The sequence below is a fragment of the Streptomyces sp. 11x1 genome, from assembly GCF_032598905.1.
GTDB lineage: Bacteria > Actinomycetota > Actinomycetes > Streptomycetales > Streptomycetaceae > Streptomyces.
In genome coordinates this window covers 10,412,453-10,428,469 of record NZ_CP122458.1, presented here as the reverse complement: position 1 = coordinate 10,428,469, position 16,017 = coordinate 10,412,453, and the positions used below count along the sequence as shown (strand labels likewise).

General features: G+C 71.4%; 11 protein-coding genes. 9 read left to right on the top strand and 2 right to left on the bottom strand.

Annotated features, from left to right (window positions below; genetic code table 11):
• Positions 1-214 precede the first annotated feature (214 nt).
• From P8T65_RS45900 to P8T65_RS45875, 6 genes are all read left to right on the top strand, one after another.
• The gene (locus tag P8T65_RS45900; RefSeq protein WP_399102878.1) at positions 215-3,322 is read left to right on the top strand and encodes a type I polyketide synthase; all 3,108 of its coding nucleotides are present in this window, start codon (positions 215-217) and stop codon (positions 3,320-3,322) included.
• 92 nt (positions 3,323-3,414) lie between these two features.
• Positions 3,415-5,355: a non-ribosomal peptide synthetase gene (locus P8T65_RS45895; protein ID WP_316731351.1), complete on the top strand. Its 1,941-nt coding sequence runs from the start codon at positions 3,415-3,417 to the stop codon at positions 5,353-5,355.
• A 62-nt stretch (positions 5,356-5,417) separates the two neighbouring features.
• Positions 5,418-6,092 (top strand): alpha/beta fold hydrolase, encoded by a 675-nt coding sequence (locus P8T65_RS45890; protein WP_316731350.1) that lies wholly within the window; start codon positions 5,418-5,420, stop codon positions 6,090-6,092.
• A gap of 93 nt (positions 6,093-6,185) precedes the next feature.
• Positions 6,186-7,304 carry a DUF6421 family protein gene (locus tag P8T65_RS45885; RefSeq protein WP_316731349.1) on the top strand — a complete coding sequence of 373 codons (1,119 nt, stop codon included), beginning with the start codon at positions 6,186-6,188 and terminating at the stop codon, positions 7,302-7,304.
• A 62-nt stretch (positions 7,305-7,366) separates the two neighbouring features.
• Positions 7,367-8,239 carry a DUF6202 family protein gene (locus P8T65_RS45880; RefSeq protein ID WP_316731348.1) on the top strand — a complete coding sequence of 291 codons (873 nt, stop codon included), beginning with the start codon at positions 7,367-7,369 and terminating at the stop codon, positions 8,237-8,239.
• Between the two features lie 12 nt (positions 8,240-8,251).
• Positions 8,252-9,178 (top strand): GNAT family N-acetyltransferase, encoded by a 927-nt coding sequence (locus P8T65_RS45875; protein WP_316731347.1) that lies wholly within the window; start codon positions 8,252-8,254, stop codon positions 9,176-9,178.
• A gap of 64 nt (positions 9,179-9,242) precedes the next feature.
• Here the strand turns inward: P8T65_RS45875 and P8T65_RS45870 are convergent, their stop codons facing one another.
• Together P8T65_RS45870 and P8T65_RS45865 are read right to left on the bottom strand one after the other, a co-directional pair.
• Positions 9,243-10,340, bottom strand: coding sequence for an aldo/keto reductase (locus P8T65_RS45870; protein ID WP_316731346.1), 1,098 nt, complete (start codon positions 10,338-10,340; stop codon positions 9,243-9,245).
• Positions 10,341-10,429: 89 nt separating this feature from the next.
• Complete coding sequence (locus P8T65_RS45865) at positions 10,430-11,227, bottom strand: hypothetical protein (RefSeq protein ID WP_316731345.1); 798 nt, start codon at positions 11,225-11,227, stop codon at positions 10,430-10,432.
• A 477-nt stretch (positions 11,228-11,704) separates the two neighbouring features.
• Here P8T65_RS45865 and P8T65_RS45860 point away from each other — a divergent pair, with 477 nt between their 5' ends.
• From P8T65_RS45860 to P8T65_RS45850, 3 genes are read left to right on the top strand one after another with little or no spacing between them, the layout of a single operon-like run.
• Positions 11,705-13,261, top strand: coding sequence for an AMP-binding protein (locus P8T65_RS45860; RefSeq protein WP_316731344.1), 1,557 nt, complete (start codon positions 11,705-11,707; stop codon positions 13,259-13,261).
• Entirely contained in the window at positions 13,258-14,697 is a 1,440-nt protein-coding gene (locus tag P8T65_RS45855) for an MFS transporter (protein WP_316731343.1), read from the top strand. Before P8T65_RS45860 ends, P8T65_RS45855 begins: the two co-directional genes overlap by 4 nt.
• Entirely contained in the window at positions 14,694-15,974 is a 1,281-nt protein-coding gene (locus P8T65_RS45850) for an FAD-dependent oxidoreductase (RefSeq protein ID WP_316731342.1), read from the top strand. Before P8T65_RS45855 ends, P8T65_RS45850 begins: the two co-directional genes overlap by 4 nt.
• Positions 15,975-16,017: the final 43 nt, after the last annotated feature.

Below are 16,017 nucleotides of genomic sequence, written 5' to 3'. Positions count from 1 at the left end.
ATGTCTGATCGTTTCCTGCCAACCTCCTTTTCCCAAAATAGGGTTGAGTCTGCCTGCATCATGAATATGATCACGAGGCGACACGGCATCGACGCAGCATCTGATGGAATATCCGATTTCCAACGGCATGATGGGGGACGTTGTGACGAGTCGGGATCGTTCCCTGGACGTCGCGGTCATCGGTATGGCGGCACGGTTACCGGGTCCCCGGGAAATGGACGAGTGGTGGGACGCACAACTCCGGGGCCTTGTGCACAGCCGGACATACGCGCGCGAGGAGTTGCTCGCGGCCGGCGTACCAGCCGCGTTGGCCTCCGACCCGGACTATGTGCCCGTACGCGGCCATCTCGACGACTGGGACCGCTTCGACCACGACTTCTTCCGGATCCGCGGTCGTGAGGCGGAGCTGATGGACCCCCAGCATCGCTGGATGCTGGAGATCGCGCACAACGCCCTCGCGGACGCCGGGGTTCCGCCCCGCGACGACACCCTGGTGACCAGCGTCTACGCGTCGATGACCGGCAGCGGCTACATGCGCGCGATGGTCCGTGGCGGCCATCTCGATCCCGGCCTGCTGGACGACGTGATCCATGGAACCGAGCCGGACTTCATGGCCAGCCGCGTGGCCTACCGGCTCGGCCTGACCGGGCCTGCCTTCGCCGTGCAGACGGCGTGCTCCTCCTCCCTCGTGGCCGTGCACCTGGCGGTGCAGGCGCTGCTCGGCGGGGACTGCGACCAGGCCCTGGTGGTGGGGGCCGGGTTCGGCTACCCCCAGGCGGGCCATCTGCACCAGCCGGGGGGTGTGCTGTCCGCGACGGGGGTCTGCCGTCCGTTCGACCGGTACGCGGACGGGGTGATCGCCGGGTCGGGCGCGGGCGCGGTGGTGCTGCGCCGGCTGTCGGACGTCACCGACGACGACCCCGAACCGTACGGTGTCATCCTGGGCAGCGCGATCAACAACGACGGTCACGCGAAGGCCGGTTACTACGCGCCCTCCTCTGCGGGGCAGCGGCGGGTGATCGGCGCGGCACTGGACACGGCCGAGGTCGACGGCGGCTCCATCGGCTTCCTGGAGGCCCATGCCACGGGCACCCGGATCGGGGACCCGATCGAGTGGACGGCGGCCGACGCCGCGCTGCGCGAGGGCGGGGCCCGGCCGGGCAGCGTGGCGGTGGGCGCGCTGAAGGCGAGCGTCGGCCACCTCGACGCCGCCGCGGGAGTCGCCGCGCTGATCAGGGCCCTGCTCGTGGTACGCAGCGGCGTGATTCCGCCCGTCGCGGGGTTCACCGAGGCCAACCCCCTGCTGGAGACCGAGGGCTGCGCCCTGTACATCCCCACGGAGGCCGTCCCGTGGCCCGGCGAGGGCCCGCGACGCGCCGGGGTGAGCGCGTTCGGCATCGGCGGCACCAACGCCCATGTCGTGATCGAACAAGCACCGCCGCGCGAGCCGACCGCCCGGGGGACCGGCACCCCGCGCGAGTCGGCCGCCGAGGGAGCCGGGCTGACGCCGGTGCCAGGCGGCCCCGACGCGGCGGCCGCGCGCGGAACAGCCGGTCCCAGGATCGTGGTCTCCCACGAGTGGGCCCGCACGAAGGTCCTCGCGGCGGCCCCTGCGCAGGCCCTCGGGTCACACGGAACCTCCGCTTCCGAGGCGGCCCGGACGCCGCCCCGGCCGGCCGTCCCCTCCCCCGCACCGGGACCGCGGGAACCGCGTGAGCGGCTCGTTTTGTTGTCGGCGGGTGATTCCGAGGCGCTCGACCGGATGGTGGACGGGCTGGCCGTTCATCTCCGAAAGCACGATCCGGATCTCGGTGAGGTCTGCGGCACCCTGGTCAACGGGCGCCCGGCCCTGGGCGAGCGGCTGGCCGTCACGGGTCGCACGAGTGCCGAGGTCGCCGAGCGCCTCGCCACCCGGACCGGGACCTTCCGGGGCACCGCGCCCATGCCCGGCGGCCCCGCCCCGGTGATCCTCCTCTTTCCCGGTGGCGGTACCCAACGCCCGGGAATGGCCGCGCCCTTCACCGCCCTCCCCGGTTTCGGCCCGGCGCTCGACCGGTGCCTCGACGCTTTCGCCTCCCCGCTGGCCGCGAGGATCCGGCAGGCCGTCCGCGACCCGGACTTCCCCGCCGACGAGCTGAACCGGCCCGCGCTGGCACAGCCGGCCCTCTTCGCCGTCGGCCACGCGGTGGCGACCGCGCTCGGGGAGCTGGGGGTCCGGCCCGCCGCGGTGTGCGGCCACAGTTCCGGCGAGATCACCGCCGCCGCGGTCGCCGGCGTCCTCGGGCTGGAGGACGCGGCCGCGTTCATCACCGAGCGGGGCCGGGCCATGCAGGACTGCCCCGAGGGCGCGATGGTGGCCATCGGGGCGGACGTGAAGCAGGCCCTCGCGCTCGCCGAGGAGTGGGGCCTCGGCCTCGACGTGGCCGCGGTCAACGGACCGGACTCCTGTGTACTGGGAGGCCCGGCCGAGCAGGTCGACGAGTATCTGCGACGGATCGGCGACACCTGCTTCGTACGGCGTCTGCGCTACTCCCACGCCGGCCACTCCCGTCTGATCGAGCCCGCGTTGCCCGCGCTCAGCCGGGCGATGTCGCGGATCGCACTGCGACCGTCCGCCCTTCCGATCGCGCTCAACGAGTCGGGCCGGGTCGTCGCGGCCGGTACGGTCCTGCCGTCCGACACGTTCGTCACGCAGGTCGGACGGCCCGTGCTGTTCGGCGCGGCCCTCGACGCGCTGGCCGAGCACATCCCGGACGCCGTGGCCGTGGAGATCGGTCCGGGACGCCCCCTGTCGCCGTCGGCCGAGGCCGCCGGACTCCCCGTGGTCGCCCTGGACCGGGCCAGGGACACACCGGCGTCGACGGTACTCGCCGGTGTGGGCGCGCTGTGGGCACTGGGCCGGCCGGTCGCGGTGGACGGGCTGACCGGCACGGGCCGCAGGGCCCGGCTGCCCGGCTATCCCTTCCGGGGCCCGCGCACGGTGGCCCCGGAGGCACTCGCCTCGGTCGAGGAGCCACTTCCTGGCACGAGGCCGCAATCATCGACCGCGACACAGGAGCCACCGGCCGATGAGCACCCGGCGCCCGTCGACGCGACCGAGGGAGTGACCCGGATCTGGGCGGAACTGCTCGGCCGGGACGATTTCCCGGCGGACGCCGACTTCTTCAAGGAGGGCGGTGACTCCCTGCTGATCACCCGGCTCATCCGGAGGGTGAACACGGAGTTCGAGATCCGTGTCCCCGTACGCGAGATGCTGGCCCGAAGAACACTGGACGGTCATATCGCGGTGGTTCACCGAATCCAGGACGAATCCACCCGCTGAACGCATTCCCAACCACGGGCGGCCGAACACAATTCGACGGCTCCGTAACACGGATCACCAAATTCCGCTTATTGCACGGGGGAGTTTCTCAGTTGTCGTCATCGCACCACAGGAAAGAAATCGGCGAACCACTGCCGGACGTCCCGTTCGCTCCCGCGCACGAGGCGGTTGCCAAGGTGGCCGCCGACCGGCCGACTGAGGTCGCCGTGCGCTGCGGTGACATCGAGGTCACGTACGGCGAACTGGTCGCCTGGTCGCGACAGTTGTCCCACCGACTGGCCGCTGCCGGGGTGGGCTCCGGCGACCGGGTCGCCCTCGTCGCCGAGCCCTCGGTGACGATGATCGCGTCCGTGCTCGGCGTGCTCGGCGCGGGAGCCGCCTACGTGCCGGTCGACCCGGCGCAGCCGGACACCCGTCTCGCCACGATCCTCGACGACGCCCGGGTGAAGGCCGTCGTGGCCACGGCACGCACGGAGCTGCGGACGACCACCGTCTCCCCCGTTCCCGTCATCACCGTCCCGGACGTCCCCGACCCGGAGCCCGGAGGGGACCCAGCCGCCTTCGCCGCCGAGGTCGGTCCGAGGGACCCGGCCTATCTCATCTACACCTCGGGCAGCACGGGTGAGCCCAAGGGCGTCGTCGTGGAGCACCGGAACCTCGCCGCCTCGACCCGGGCGCGGCTCATGGTTCATCCGGGCAGCCCGACCTTCCTCCTGGTCTCACCGCTGGCCTTCGATTCGTCGGTCGCCGGGATATGGGGGACGCTCCAGGCGGGCGGCTGCCTTGTTGTCGCGACCGAGGAGGAACTGCGCGACCCCGAGCGACTCGTCTCCCTCGTCGGCCGTCACCGGGTGGACCGCCTCCTGTGCGTGCCCGCGCTGTACGGGCTGTTGCTCGACGCCGCCCGGCGCACCGATCCGGGCCGGCTGGCGTCCCTTCGGCGGGTGATCGTTGCGGGCGAGGCCCTGCCGCAGCCACTGGTCGACCGGCACTTCGCGGTCCGTCCCCACGGGGTGGACCTCGTCAACGAGTACGGCCCGACGGAGACGACCGTGTGGGCCACGTTCCGCCGCTTCACCGGCGTCGCGCCGGTCGACATCGGCGGACCGATCCCCGGAGCCAGGCTCCATGTGCTCGACGACGAGCTCCGGCCCGTGGACCCGGGCGCGGAAGGCGAGTTGTTCATCGGCGGGCCGGGGGTGGCCCGTGGTTATTTCGACAGGCCCGAGGCCACGGCGGCGGTCTTCCTCGACGACCCCTTCGCCGACGAGCCGGGCGCGCGCATGTACCGCACGGGTGACATCGTGCGCCGGAACTCCGACCACGGGCTGGACTTCGTCGGCCGCAAGGACGACCAGCTCAAGGTCCGGGGACACCGGGTGGAGCCCGGCGCGGTCGAGTCGGCGCTCCACAGGCTGGACGGCATCGAGGAGGCGGTCGTGCTGCCCGACGCGGAAGGCGCGGGCCTGGTCGGCTTCGTCGCCTCGCAGGAGGGCGTGGACCCGGTCGCGCTGCGGCGCGCCCTCGCGGCGGAGTTGCCCTCCGTGATGGTCCCCGGTGAGCTGCGGGTACTGCCGGAGCTGCCGCGCAACCGCAACGGCAAGCTCGACCGCGTGCTGCTGCGAACGCTCGCCTCGGAGCCGCCCGCCATCGAGCCGCCCACCGCCGAGTCGCCCACCGGCCCGGCTCCGGCCGCGCACCTCACCGACGACCCGCTCACCGCCCAGGTCACCGCCGCGTGGGCGGAGGTGCTCGGCAGGCCCACGGTGCCCCCGGACGTCAACTTCTTCGATCTCGGCGGTCATTCGCTGGCCATGTTCAAGCTCCAGGACGCGCTGGAGCAGCACTGCGGACTGCGGCCGTCGATCGTCGCCCTGTTCCAGGAGACCACCGTGACGGCACAGGTCGCGCTCATCCGCGCCGGCCGCGAGCAGGGGAAGGACGCGCCGGCCGGCTCCTCGGCCGAGGCCGCCCGCCGGGCCCGTACCGCCAGGCTGCGGCAGCAGCGCGCCCGGAAGGGGGTCAGCCGGTGACCGGGGGTGGCTCTCGCTGGCTGACATGCGACACCGCGCGGCCGGAAGCACGGATCCGTCTGGTGTGCTTCCCGCACGCCGGCGGGTCGGCATCGTTCTACCGCGACTGGGGCGGGGCGCTGTCCGAGGTGGAGGTGCACGCCGTCCAGTACCCGGGGCGCGCCGACCGGTTCGACGAGGAGCCTCCAAACGACCTCCTACGGCTCGCCGGAGACATCGCCGACGCGCTCGTACCGCTCGCCGACCGCCCGCTCGCGTTCTTCGGGCACAGCCTGGGCGCGCCCATAGCCCTGGAGACCGCACGCGCGCTGCAACGCCGGAACATCCGCATCGAGCACCTCTTCGCTTCGGGGTCGCTCGACGCTCCGCTGCCCACCGGGCTCGTCGCCGAGGAGGACCCGGACCGACTGCTCGACGATCTGGTCAGGATGGGCGGCACCGACGCGGAGATGGCGGCCGACCCGATCTTCCAGGAGGTGGTCCTGCCCTACCTGATCGCCGACGGCCGTATGTTCCACGACTACGTGATGCCTCCCGAGCCGTTGCTCACATGTCCGGTCACCACCCTCGTCGGCGACCGGGACGACGACGCGGACCGCCGCCCGTGGAGCGCGCTCAGCACGTCGCCCGTGCGGGAGGTCCGGGTCCCGGGCGATCACTTCTACCTCATCACCGACCCGCCGTACGCGGTTCTGCGCGCCACTCTCTCGGCCGCTCCACGGCACGGCTCCCGCTGAATTGCGGGACCGATTGCGGCCATTCCGAAAACGCAAAGATTCGAACATCCGGGCGTGGTAGCGTGCACCGGAGTTGACGGGGAGGAGCATTTGTTGATCGACATCGACATGGGCTCGGTGTTCGCGGAAGTCAATGAATTACGGGGGGAGTTCGGCAGTCGCTCCTCGTTCCGTGAGGCGGGCACCCAGAAGGAGTTGGCCCGTCGACTCGAAGGATCCACTCATCTACGGCGGCAGCCGGTAGTCCAGGCCTTTCTGGAGGATCTGCGTACGTTCGCTCCCGGTTCCAGACTGCGGGCCACGAAGGAACACATCAACAGCCGTCGGGACAACCACATCTTCTCGTTGTTCGACGCCTCGTATTTTCCGTCGCTGTCCCTCGACTACCTCACGTACGAGATGCTGCCGACCGATCCGCACCTGGCGGAGCGGTACGCCAGTCCCACCGCTCCGGTCACCGTCACCGGGCAGTCCGACGGATTCCGTTCGCGCGTGGTGGTGGCGCTCTTCCCCGAGAACCACTTCGACGGGATCCAGGACCCGGACGACCTCATCTTCTACTTCATCGACAAGTTCGTCGAGCGGCACAACCGCACCACCCGGAAAATGATCGACGCGGTGATGGCGGCGGGGAGTTTCCCGCTCATCCAGGGAGCGACGGACAAACAGGTGGAACAGGCCTCGTCGTGGTGGGTGCGGCTGCACGAATACCACCACCGGCAGGGCGACATGCCGATCCCCGCGTTCCTGTCGGCGAAGAAGTACAAGCCCCTCGCGGGACTCGAAGAGCTGCGCGTGGACGTCTCCGCCATGCTGGTCCTGCTGAACGACCCCGCCCTGCCGACCGAGCAGGCGCGGACCGCCTACGAGTACATCCTCGCCGAACGCCTGCTGCGCTACGCCGTCGAAGGCATCCCGCGGCCCAACTACGACGCCGTGGCCTCCCAGTTGCTCTTCGGGTACCTCAGCGAGCACGACGGCGTCCGGGTGGCCGGCGGCAGGATCGAGCTGAGTCCCGACATCCCCCTCGTGCTGGCCCGCTTCCTCGGCGCGATCCAGGACATCGAGCGCAGGATCCACGAGGAACCCGTCGAAGCGGTCCGCCGGCGCCTGCTGGAATTCACCAACCGCTACACGGATTACGACCCGGTGGCCCGCGACTACCGCTACATCCCGTTCTTCGCCGATGTGAAAGAGCGACTCGGCGTATGACCTCGGCCGCACATCGGCCTGTTCAGCGAACCTCGTCGTCCTCACACTTCTCTGGAGCGATCGTGACTGCTGCAACCGAGTTCTCCCTCGCCGACCGGACCGAACTCGACGAGCGGGTGGACCAGGAAATCGACCGAGCCGGACTGCGACGGGCGGACCACGCGTTCTTCGGGAACGCGCGCGCCGCCGAATCCGTCTCCCCGCGCGCCGCGCTCACCCTGGGCGTCTGGTGGCGGTCGATGACGAAGAGCTTCATGTTCAGCACCATCGCCGGCATGGGCGAGATGGCCCGGGTCTTCTCGGCGCAGGACGCGCCGACGCACGACATCCTCGGCGCCTTCCAGACCGTCTACCGGGTGATCGGCGACGACCTGGACAACGCCGCGCCGGAGTTCCGGGCCGTGGCCCCGCAGGGTCCGGCAGGCATCCACTACGTGTGGTGGGACGACACCATCGTCGCCCCGCTGGCGGCCAGGCTGGGCGCGGACGAGCTGCGGGCGGCGTCCCAACTGCCGGACGGAATCAGTGAGTTGCTGGCCAACATGGACCGGCTCGCACGCTCCCCGCTCGGGGCGGCGATCCAACTGCGGGTGGTGGAGACCATAGCGCTGGACATCGCCGTGGCCTTCCGCCGGCTGTACGCGAAGGTCTGGGTGGACGGGAAGCGGGTCTTCGACGAGACCGAGCAGTTCGCCTGGATCGATTCCCACATCAAGGCGGAGACGGTGCACGCGGCACAGGTCAGCGACGACGAGACCGGCATGACCTGGGTGGTCACGGACACGGCGCAGGCCGCCGAGTTCCTCACGCTGGTCAGGGAGTACTCCGAGAACTGGTCCCGGGCCCTCGCGTGCTTCGCCGACTGTCTGACCGACACCGCGTCGGCGTCCGCCGGGTCCCCCGGCGTCACGGACTCCGTGGCCACGGGTGCCTGACCCGCCCGGCGCATGGAGATCGTGGACCGCTACGGCCTGGCGCTCGCCCTGATCAAACCCTCGGAACTGGCCGAGGAACCCTGGACCAGGACGGATCAGCCCATCGACGTCGTCCGGCTGCCCAACCCACCGGCCGAGACCTGGGACGACCTCACGCGCCGGGGGTTCATCCGCAAACCGTCCCTGCTCACCTGGGTGGCCGAGCTGTGCGCGGACGAGGACGCCTTCCTCGCGGGTCTCGACCGCTCGTCACGCCAGACTGTCCGGCGCGCCCAGCGCCAGGCGGTCGCGGCCGGTGTGCGCGAGAGGGTCGAGGACCCGGTGACACCGGCCACGCTCGACCGGTTCCTCGCGCTCTACCAGGAGCGCGTGGCCGACATGCGGTTCGGCGTCCCGTTCGCGCTCGACCACCGGGACGCCGTCCTGCACGGGCCGCGGAAGTTCTTCGGGGTCTTCGCGTACGACGGGGAGGAGCTGGTCGGCGGCTGTCTGGCCCTCGAATGCCCGGCGGTGGACACGCTGGTGCTCCGGTTCTCCGCGGTGAGCGCGGCGTACCGGCGCTCCAGCCTGCCCCGCGTCCTCTACTTCTCCGTGCTGAGGGCGGCGCGCGCCAGGGGCTACGGGCGGGCGACGCTGGGCAACGAGCCGAATCTCATGGGGCATCTGACACAGCCGGGGCTGCTCCGTTTCAAGACCGCTCTGGGATTCCGCGCGGTCCCCTCGCACGAGTGCGCCGACCCCCAGGCCTCCGACGAGGCCGATCTCGTCCTGCGGCTGACGGCACTCAGCGATCCGACGCTCGTCCTCGGGTACGCCGGGCGGCGCCTCGCGGCACACCTGATCAGCGAGAAGCCGATGGAACCGGCGGAGGCCGAGCTCTACACGGCGCCGTTCCTGGAACCGGGAACCGTCCACCACCGGCCGGCGTGGCCGGACTGAACTCCGGTCGCCGGACTGAGCCCCGGTCGCCCCCGTGGCCCGAGCCCGGCGGGGCGACCGGAGTTCAAGCCACGGGCACGATCGGTGTGCCCATCCGGTCGGGGTCCCCGCCGATCAGGGAGTCCCGCACGAGACGGCCGATCTCGTGCGGGCTGCCCAGCTCCACGGCGCTCACGGTGTCCAGCCGGACCAGGTGCTCGTCCGTGAGCGTGACGTCGAGCGACCTGAGGTACTCCTCCAGCTGGTTCACGTCTCGCGGGCCGATCACCGGCACGAACGCGGTGGTCGACCGTGCCGCACGGTCGCGCAGCCAGGCCAGCGCCACCTGGGGCGCGGAGAGTCCTGTCTCCTCGCCCACGGCGAGGACGGTGTTCACGACCGCCTCGATCCGGTCGGTGTCGTTGCGGGGGTGACGGCGGTTCTGGTCGCTCACCCAGCCGGCCGCCGTGCGCCGGTACTTGCCGGTGAGGAGGCCGCCGCCCAGGGGTGACCACAGGGCCGCGCCGAGACCGAGCGCCTCGGCCATGGGCAGCAGTTCGCGCTCGCCGGTGCGGTTGACCAGGTTGTACTCGGTCTGGATGCCGATGACGGGGGCCCAGCCGCGCAGTTCCGCGATCGTCACGGCGCGGGAGACGCGCCAAGCGGGGAAGTTGGAGAGACCGGCGTAGAGGATCTTGCCGCTGCGCACGAGCTGGTCGACGGCGGTGAGGATCTCCTCAGTCGGTGTGAGCGTGTCGGGGAAGTGGGCCCAGTACAGGTCGATGTGGTCGGTTCGCAGGCGCCGCAGGCTGGACTCGACCGAACGGATCATGTTCTTGCGGCTGTTGCCGGTGTCGGAGACGCCCGGACGGACGGAGTCACTGTTGGTGTACTTCGACGACAGGACGAAGTGGTCGCGGTCGGCGGCGAGGAACTCGCCCAGCAGCTTCTCCGACTCGCCGAACTGGTAGCAGTCGGCGGTGTCGACGAGGGTGCCGCCGGCCTCGGCGAACCGGTCGAAGATCTTGCGCGCGTCCTCCCGTCCGGCGCCGTCGCCCCGTCGGGCCCACATCAGCCCGGCCGCCTCGGGGTGCGCGCCGACGCCCGCACCGAAGTTGGCCGTACCGAGGGCGAACTCCGACACGCGCAGCCCGGTGTTCCGGCCGAAGGTGGTGTAGCGCATGGCTCTCCTGAGTGCTGGCGGGTACGGAGTCGAGGGGCAGGGGGTGGCAGAGCGGAAGAGGCGTCCCCGGGAGCGGCGCGGGCCGGGAGTCAGGCGGAGGTCTTCGCCTCGACCCAGTCGAAGACACCGCCGAGCACCTGGCGGTGCTGTTCCCTGCCCAGCATGGAGAGGTAGCCCGGGACCGGATTGACCTCCAGGACGACATAGCCGTCCGGGGCGGGCAGGACGTCCAGGCCGGCCAGGGTGATGCCCATGGCCCGGGTGGCGCGCAGCGACAGGTCGACGAGGTCGTCCGGGGCCTCGAACCGCTCGAAGGAGGCGCCCTCCATGGTCTTGCAGCGCCAGGAGCCCGGTGCCGGCAGCTTGAGCATGTTGATCGGGGTGGCCTCCCCCGCGACCGTGATGCGGTACTCGCCGCCCGACGTCGGGTAGAAGCGCTGGCAGACCAGGGTCGGATAGCGGGAGAGCAGTTCCTCGGCGACGGCCTTCTCGGCCGCGAAGTCGGCGACGCGCTCCACGTCCGTGCCGCGGTAGCCGAAGGAGGGCTTGAGGATGACCGCGCCCCACTCCTCGCAGGCCGCCTCGACGTCCGCGAGGGAGGTCGCCGAGCGGGTGGGCGGTACGGGCACACCGGCCGCCGCCAGCCGTTGGGCCATCAGGAACTTGCTGTATCCCGTCACCCACACGTCCGCCGGGTCGAAGAGCCGCAGCCCGGGGACGTTGCTGAGCATCGTCAGCCGCTCGACACGGTCCTGCCAGTCGTCCCCGTACAGCTTGGAGCGGTTGATGACGGCGTCGAAGGCCTCCGCCGGCTCTCCTCCCAGGGTGAGCGTCACACCGGACGGGCCGGGGCGATAGGCGAGCTCCTCGAGCGTGAAGAACGACATTTCATGCCCGCGCTCCCGACCGTACTCCACCAGGCTTATGCCATCGGGATCGATTCCCGAATAGTCCCAGCCGAGCAGGCCTATCTTCACCGTGCCTCCAGTGCTCTCGCGCATTGCCGTGGACAGAGCGGACGCCGTCGCAGCCTCACTCTCGCCGCCGCTGTCTGTCAAGTGCTTTATCTCCGGGACCCGTTGAACACGGATCGCCGCAATCGTGGACACTGCGCGCTCTTGCGCGAACGGTGATGACGGCGTGTGTTTGATAAACAGAATCGGATTTCCCCGTTCCGCCTACCGCGGCCTTCCCTCATCCTCTAGGCTCTGCCATCGGATTCCTGCTGCAGGTATCAATCTCGAAGTACGAAGAGCGGGGGCGCTTCAGTGGGAAAATGGGACACGCTGGTAATTCCCGGACCGGAGACGGCCGCGAAATACCGGGCGGCAGGCTGGTGGCGAGAGGAAACGTTTCTGGCCGACTTGGCCGAAGCTGTTCGTACCAGACCGGAGCATCCCGCCGTCATCGCCTACGAGGGCCGGGACCTCACCCGGGAGGTGAGATACGCCGAACTGGCCGAGCTGGTGGAGCGGTTCGCCGCCGCGCTCACCGAACTCGGCGTCGGCACCGGCGACGTGGTCGCGCTCTACCTCCCGAACCGCTGGGTCCTCACCCCCCTGTACCTGGCCTGCCACCGGGTGGGGGCCGTCGCCTGCCCGGTGATCCCCGCGCTGGACGTGCGGGAACTGGCCCAGGTGCTCCAGGAGAGTGCCGCACGGATCTGTGTCACCGTCGACCGCTTCAACGACATCGACTACGGCGCCCGGCTCGCCGAGGCCGCTCCCCCGACCCTCGCCCACCGGGTCGTGGTGGGCGACGCCGCCGCCACCGGCGCGGTCGACTTCGACGAATTCTTCGTCCGCACACCCTGGGAGGAACGGCACCACGTCGACACGGCGCGGAGTTCGGGCCCCGACGATCCGGCCCTGCTGCTCTACACCTCCGGCACCACCGGCCGCATGAAGGGTGTCGTGCACAGCCAGAACACCCTGCACGCGGCGGTGCTCGCGGTGTCCGAGCCGCACCGGCTCACCCGGGACGACGTCATCTCCATCCCCAACTTCGCCACGCACATGGCCGGGCTGACCTACGCCTGCTACATGCCGCTGCTCCTGCACGGCACCTGTGTGATGCAGGAGGCCAACCGGGACATGGAACTGCTGCTCGACATCGTCGCCGCCCACCGCGTCACCTGGGCCTACGCCTCCCCGGCGTACCTCGTGGACCTGTCGGAGGCCCAGCGCAAGGAGCCCCGCGACACTTCCAGCGTCGTACAGATCGTGTCCGGCTCCGCCCCCATCGACCCGGGGTTGATCGCCCAGGTCCGCGAGGTCTTCGACATCCCGGTGCGCGCCCTGTGGGGCATGACCGAGAACGGGGCCGTCACCGTGACCCGGGACGACGACCCGGAGGGCTGGGCGGGCCACAGCGACGGCCGCGCCGAGCCGTGGATGGAACTGCGGATCGCCGTCGAGGACGGCGGCGACTCCGGCCGGCTGCTGGTGCGCGGGGCCTCCCAGTGCCTCGGCTACCTGGGCCGACGCGAGGTCTACGAGGCGTGCCTCGACGAGGACGGCTGGTTCGACACCAGCGACCTGGCCCGTGACGACGGCCGGGGCGGCATCCGTATCGTCGGCCGCAGCGTCGACCAGATCACCCGGGGCAGTGGCCAGAAGGTCTCCACCCTGGAGGTCGAGGCCGTGCTGACCCGGCACCCGGCCGTCAAGGAGGTCGCGCTCGTCGGCTGTCCCGATCCGCGGATCCCCGGCGGCGAGTTGGTCTGCGCCGTCGTCGTGCCGGAGGGCGAACCGCCCACCCTGGCGACCCTGCACGGCCATCTCGCGCAGGAGCGGATGGCGCAGGTGCTCTGGCCCGACCGGGTGCAGTTCGTCTGGGAACTGCCCAAGAACTCACTGGGCAAGGTGCTGCGGCACCCGCTGCGCGAACGTCTCGAGATCGAATACGCCGCCCGCCGATGACGGCGTCCGCGCGGACCGCCGCCGACGCCTCGAAGTTCCCCGAGGAGGGCCACGTCGGCAGGCGGCGGTCGGTCGCGCTCGCGGTGATCTCCTCGGCGCAGCTGATGTTCCTGCTGGACGCGACCATCGTCAACGTGGCGCTGCCCGACATCCAGAGGTCGTTGCGGCTGGAGGGCTCGGACCTGGAGTGGGTCGTGGCCTCGTACTCGATCGCCTTCGGCGGCCTGCTGATGCTGGGCGGCCGGGCGGGGGACATCCTCGGCAGGCGGCGCGTGTTCATGACCGGCGTGGCGGTCTTCACCGTCGCCTCGCTGCTCGGCGGATTCGCCACCGAGGCATGGCTGCTGACCGTCTGCCGCACCGCGCAGGGGGTGGGCGCCGCCGCGGCCTCGCCCGCCGCCCTGTCGCTGATCGCGGTGACCTTCCCCGAGGGCCCGGGGCGCAACCGGGCCGTCGGCTGGTACACGGCGGTGGCCACGGCGGGCGGCGGTGTGGGACTGCTGGCGGGCGGACTCATCACCGTCCACCTGTCCTGGCGCTGGGTGATGTTCGTGAACGTCCCGCTCGGCGTGACGATCCTCGCCGTCGGCGCCGGGGTGCTGCGCGAAACCCCGCGCACCCGCGGCGCGTTCGACGTCCTCGGGGCGGTCACCGGCACCCTGGCCGCTCTGCTGCTGTGCTTCGGACTGATCGACGGCGCGTCCGGCGGCGGCAACTGGTCCTCGTCGGCGGTGCTGGGGGCGCTCGGCGCGGCGGCCGTCCTGCTGCCCGTATTCGTTCTCGTCGAGCGGCGCAGCGCCCAACCCCTGGTCCCCCTGCGGCTGTTCGCCGACCGCACCCGACTGGGCAGCTACGCCGTGACGGCGCTCATCAGCACGGCCGTGTTCGGCATCTTCTTCTTCCTGACCCTCTTCCTCCAACAGGTCTGGGACTACAGCCCGCTGCGCACCGCGCTGGTCTACCTCCCGCTGACCTGTCTGCTCATCCTGGGGGCCAAGGCGGGCTCCCCGCTCCTCGCGCTCTTCGGCACCCGTGCGGTGGTCTGCAGCGGTCTGCTGGTGGCCACCACCGGGATCCTGTGGCTGGCGAGGATCGGCGACTCCGGCGGCTACACCACCGGAATGCTCGTGCCGACCGTGCTGACCTACGCGGGTCTGGGCGTGACCGGCGTGCCGCTGACCCTGACCGCGCTCGCGAAGGTCGCCGACGAGGACTCGGGCGCGGCGTCGGGACTGGTCAACATGGCCCGCCAGATCGGCGGTGCGACCGGTCTCGCCGTGCTGGGCGCGGTGGCGTGGTCGTCCGGTGCCGCCGCGTCCGACGGGACGGCGGCGGGACTGTCCACGGGGGTCGCCCGGGGGTTCGCCGTGGCGGGTGGCCTCACCCTGCTGGCGCTGTGCGTGGCGGCCCTCACCCTGCCCCGGAAGGGCCGGTGAGCGCCGTGCGGGAGCCGGACGTCCTGGTCGTCGGCGGAGGAGTCGCTGGTGCCTCGGCCGGCTACTTCCTGGGCCGGTCCGGCGTCCGGGTCACGCTGCTGGAGGCGGAGAACGCTCCGGGCACGCATGCCACCGGCCGGTCGGCGGCGCTCTTCTCCGAGTACTACGGGAACGCCGTCGTGAGGGAGTTGACCAGGGCCTCCCGCGCCTTCTACGAGACTCCCCCAGCGGGATTCTCGCCCGTCGCCGAGTTGCTGCGACCGCGCGGTGTCCTGGCCCTCGGGACCCCGGGCACCGGCCGGGAGTTCGACGCCGCGAAGGCCTCCGGCGCGGGCGCCCCGCAACCCGTGGTCGAGATGGACCGCGAGCAGGCGCTCGCCCTGTGCCCGGCGCTGCGGCCGAGCGCCTTCGACCGCGCGCTGTACAAGCCGGGTGCCCGCGACATCGACACGGACGCCGTCCTCCAGGGCTTTCTGCGGGGTCTCAAGGCCACCGGCGGGACCATCGTGACCGGCGCGCGGGTGCACGCCCTGACCCGGCGCGGGGGGCGGTGGCACGCGGCGACGTCGGCCGGGGAGTTCTCCGCGCCGGTCGTGGTGGACGCGGCGGGCGCCTGGGCCGACCAGGTGGCGCAGTCGGCCGGTGTCCGCGCCCAGGGCCTGGTGGCGTACCGCCGCACGGCGGCGCTCGTCTCCCTCCCGACGGATCGCATCCTGGCGGATCGGGTTCGAGCGGATCGGGTCCCGACGGATCCGGCTCCGGTGGATCGGGTCCCGACGGGCACGGGCGCGACGGATCGGGCTCCGGCAGGCGAGGCGCACGGAAACGGGGGCCCTCCGGGCACGGCGGCGGCCGGCATCGCCCGCTGGCCGATGATCGCCGACGTGGCGGACACGTTCTACGCCCGCCCCGAGTCCGGCGGGCTCCTGGTCTCGCCCGCCGATGCCACGCCCGTCCCGCCCGGTGACGTACGGCCCGACGAGCGTGACGTGGCGCTGGCGATCGACCGGTTCCGGGCGGTGGTGGACCTGCCGGTCCGTCACGTCCGCCGCGCCTGGGCCGGACTGCGCAGCTCGGCGCGCGACGACACCCCCGTGATCGGCCCCGATCCGCAGGCGCCCGGCTTCTGCTGGCTCGCCGGACTCGGCGGCTACGGGATCCAGACAGCCCCCGCGGCGGGCGCTCTGCTCGCCGCGCTCATCACCGGGACCGAGCCGCCACCCGGGCTCACCGGGGCCGTCACGGGCACCACCCCCGCCCGCGCCGGCCGGTCGTGAACAGCCATCTCTCTGGCGCCCCCGCCCACATCAGCATCAGCAT

Coding starts and splice junctions, on each gene's coding strand:
- P8T65_RS45900 (WP_399102878.1), top strand. CDS start 215: ATGGACGAGTGGTGGGACGCACAACTCCGGGGCCTTGTGCACAGCCGG.
- P8T65_RS45865 (WP_316731345.1), bottom strand. CDS start 11,227: ATGTCGTTCTTCACGCTCGAGGAGCTCGCCTATCGCCCCGGCCCGTCC.
- P8T65_RS45855 (WP_316731343.1), top strand. CDS start 13,258: ATGACGGCGTCCGCGCGGACCGCCGCCGACGCCTCGAAGTTCCCCGAG.
- P8T65_RS45875 (WP_316731347.1), top strand. CDS start 8,252: ATGGAGATCGTGGACCGCTACGGCCTGGCGCTCGCCCTGATCAAACCC.
- P8T65_RS45870 (WP_316731346.1), bottom strand. CDS start 10,340: ATGCGCTACACCACCTTCGGCCGGAACACCGGGCTGCGCGTGTCGGAG.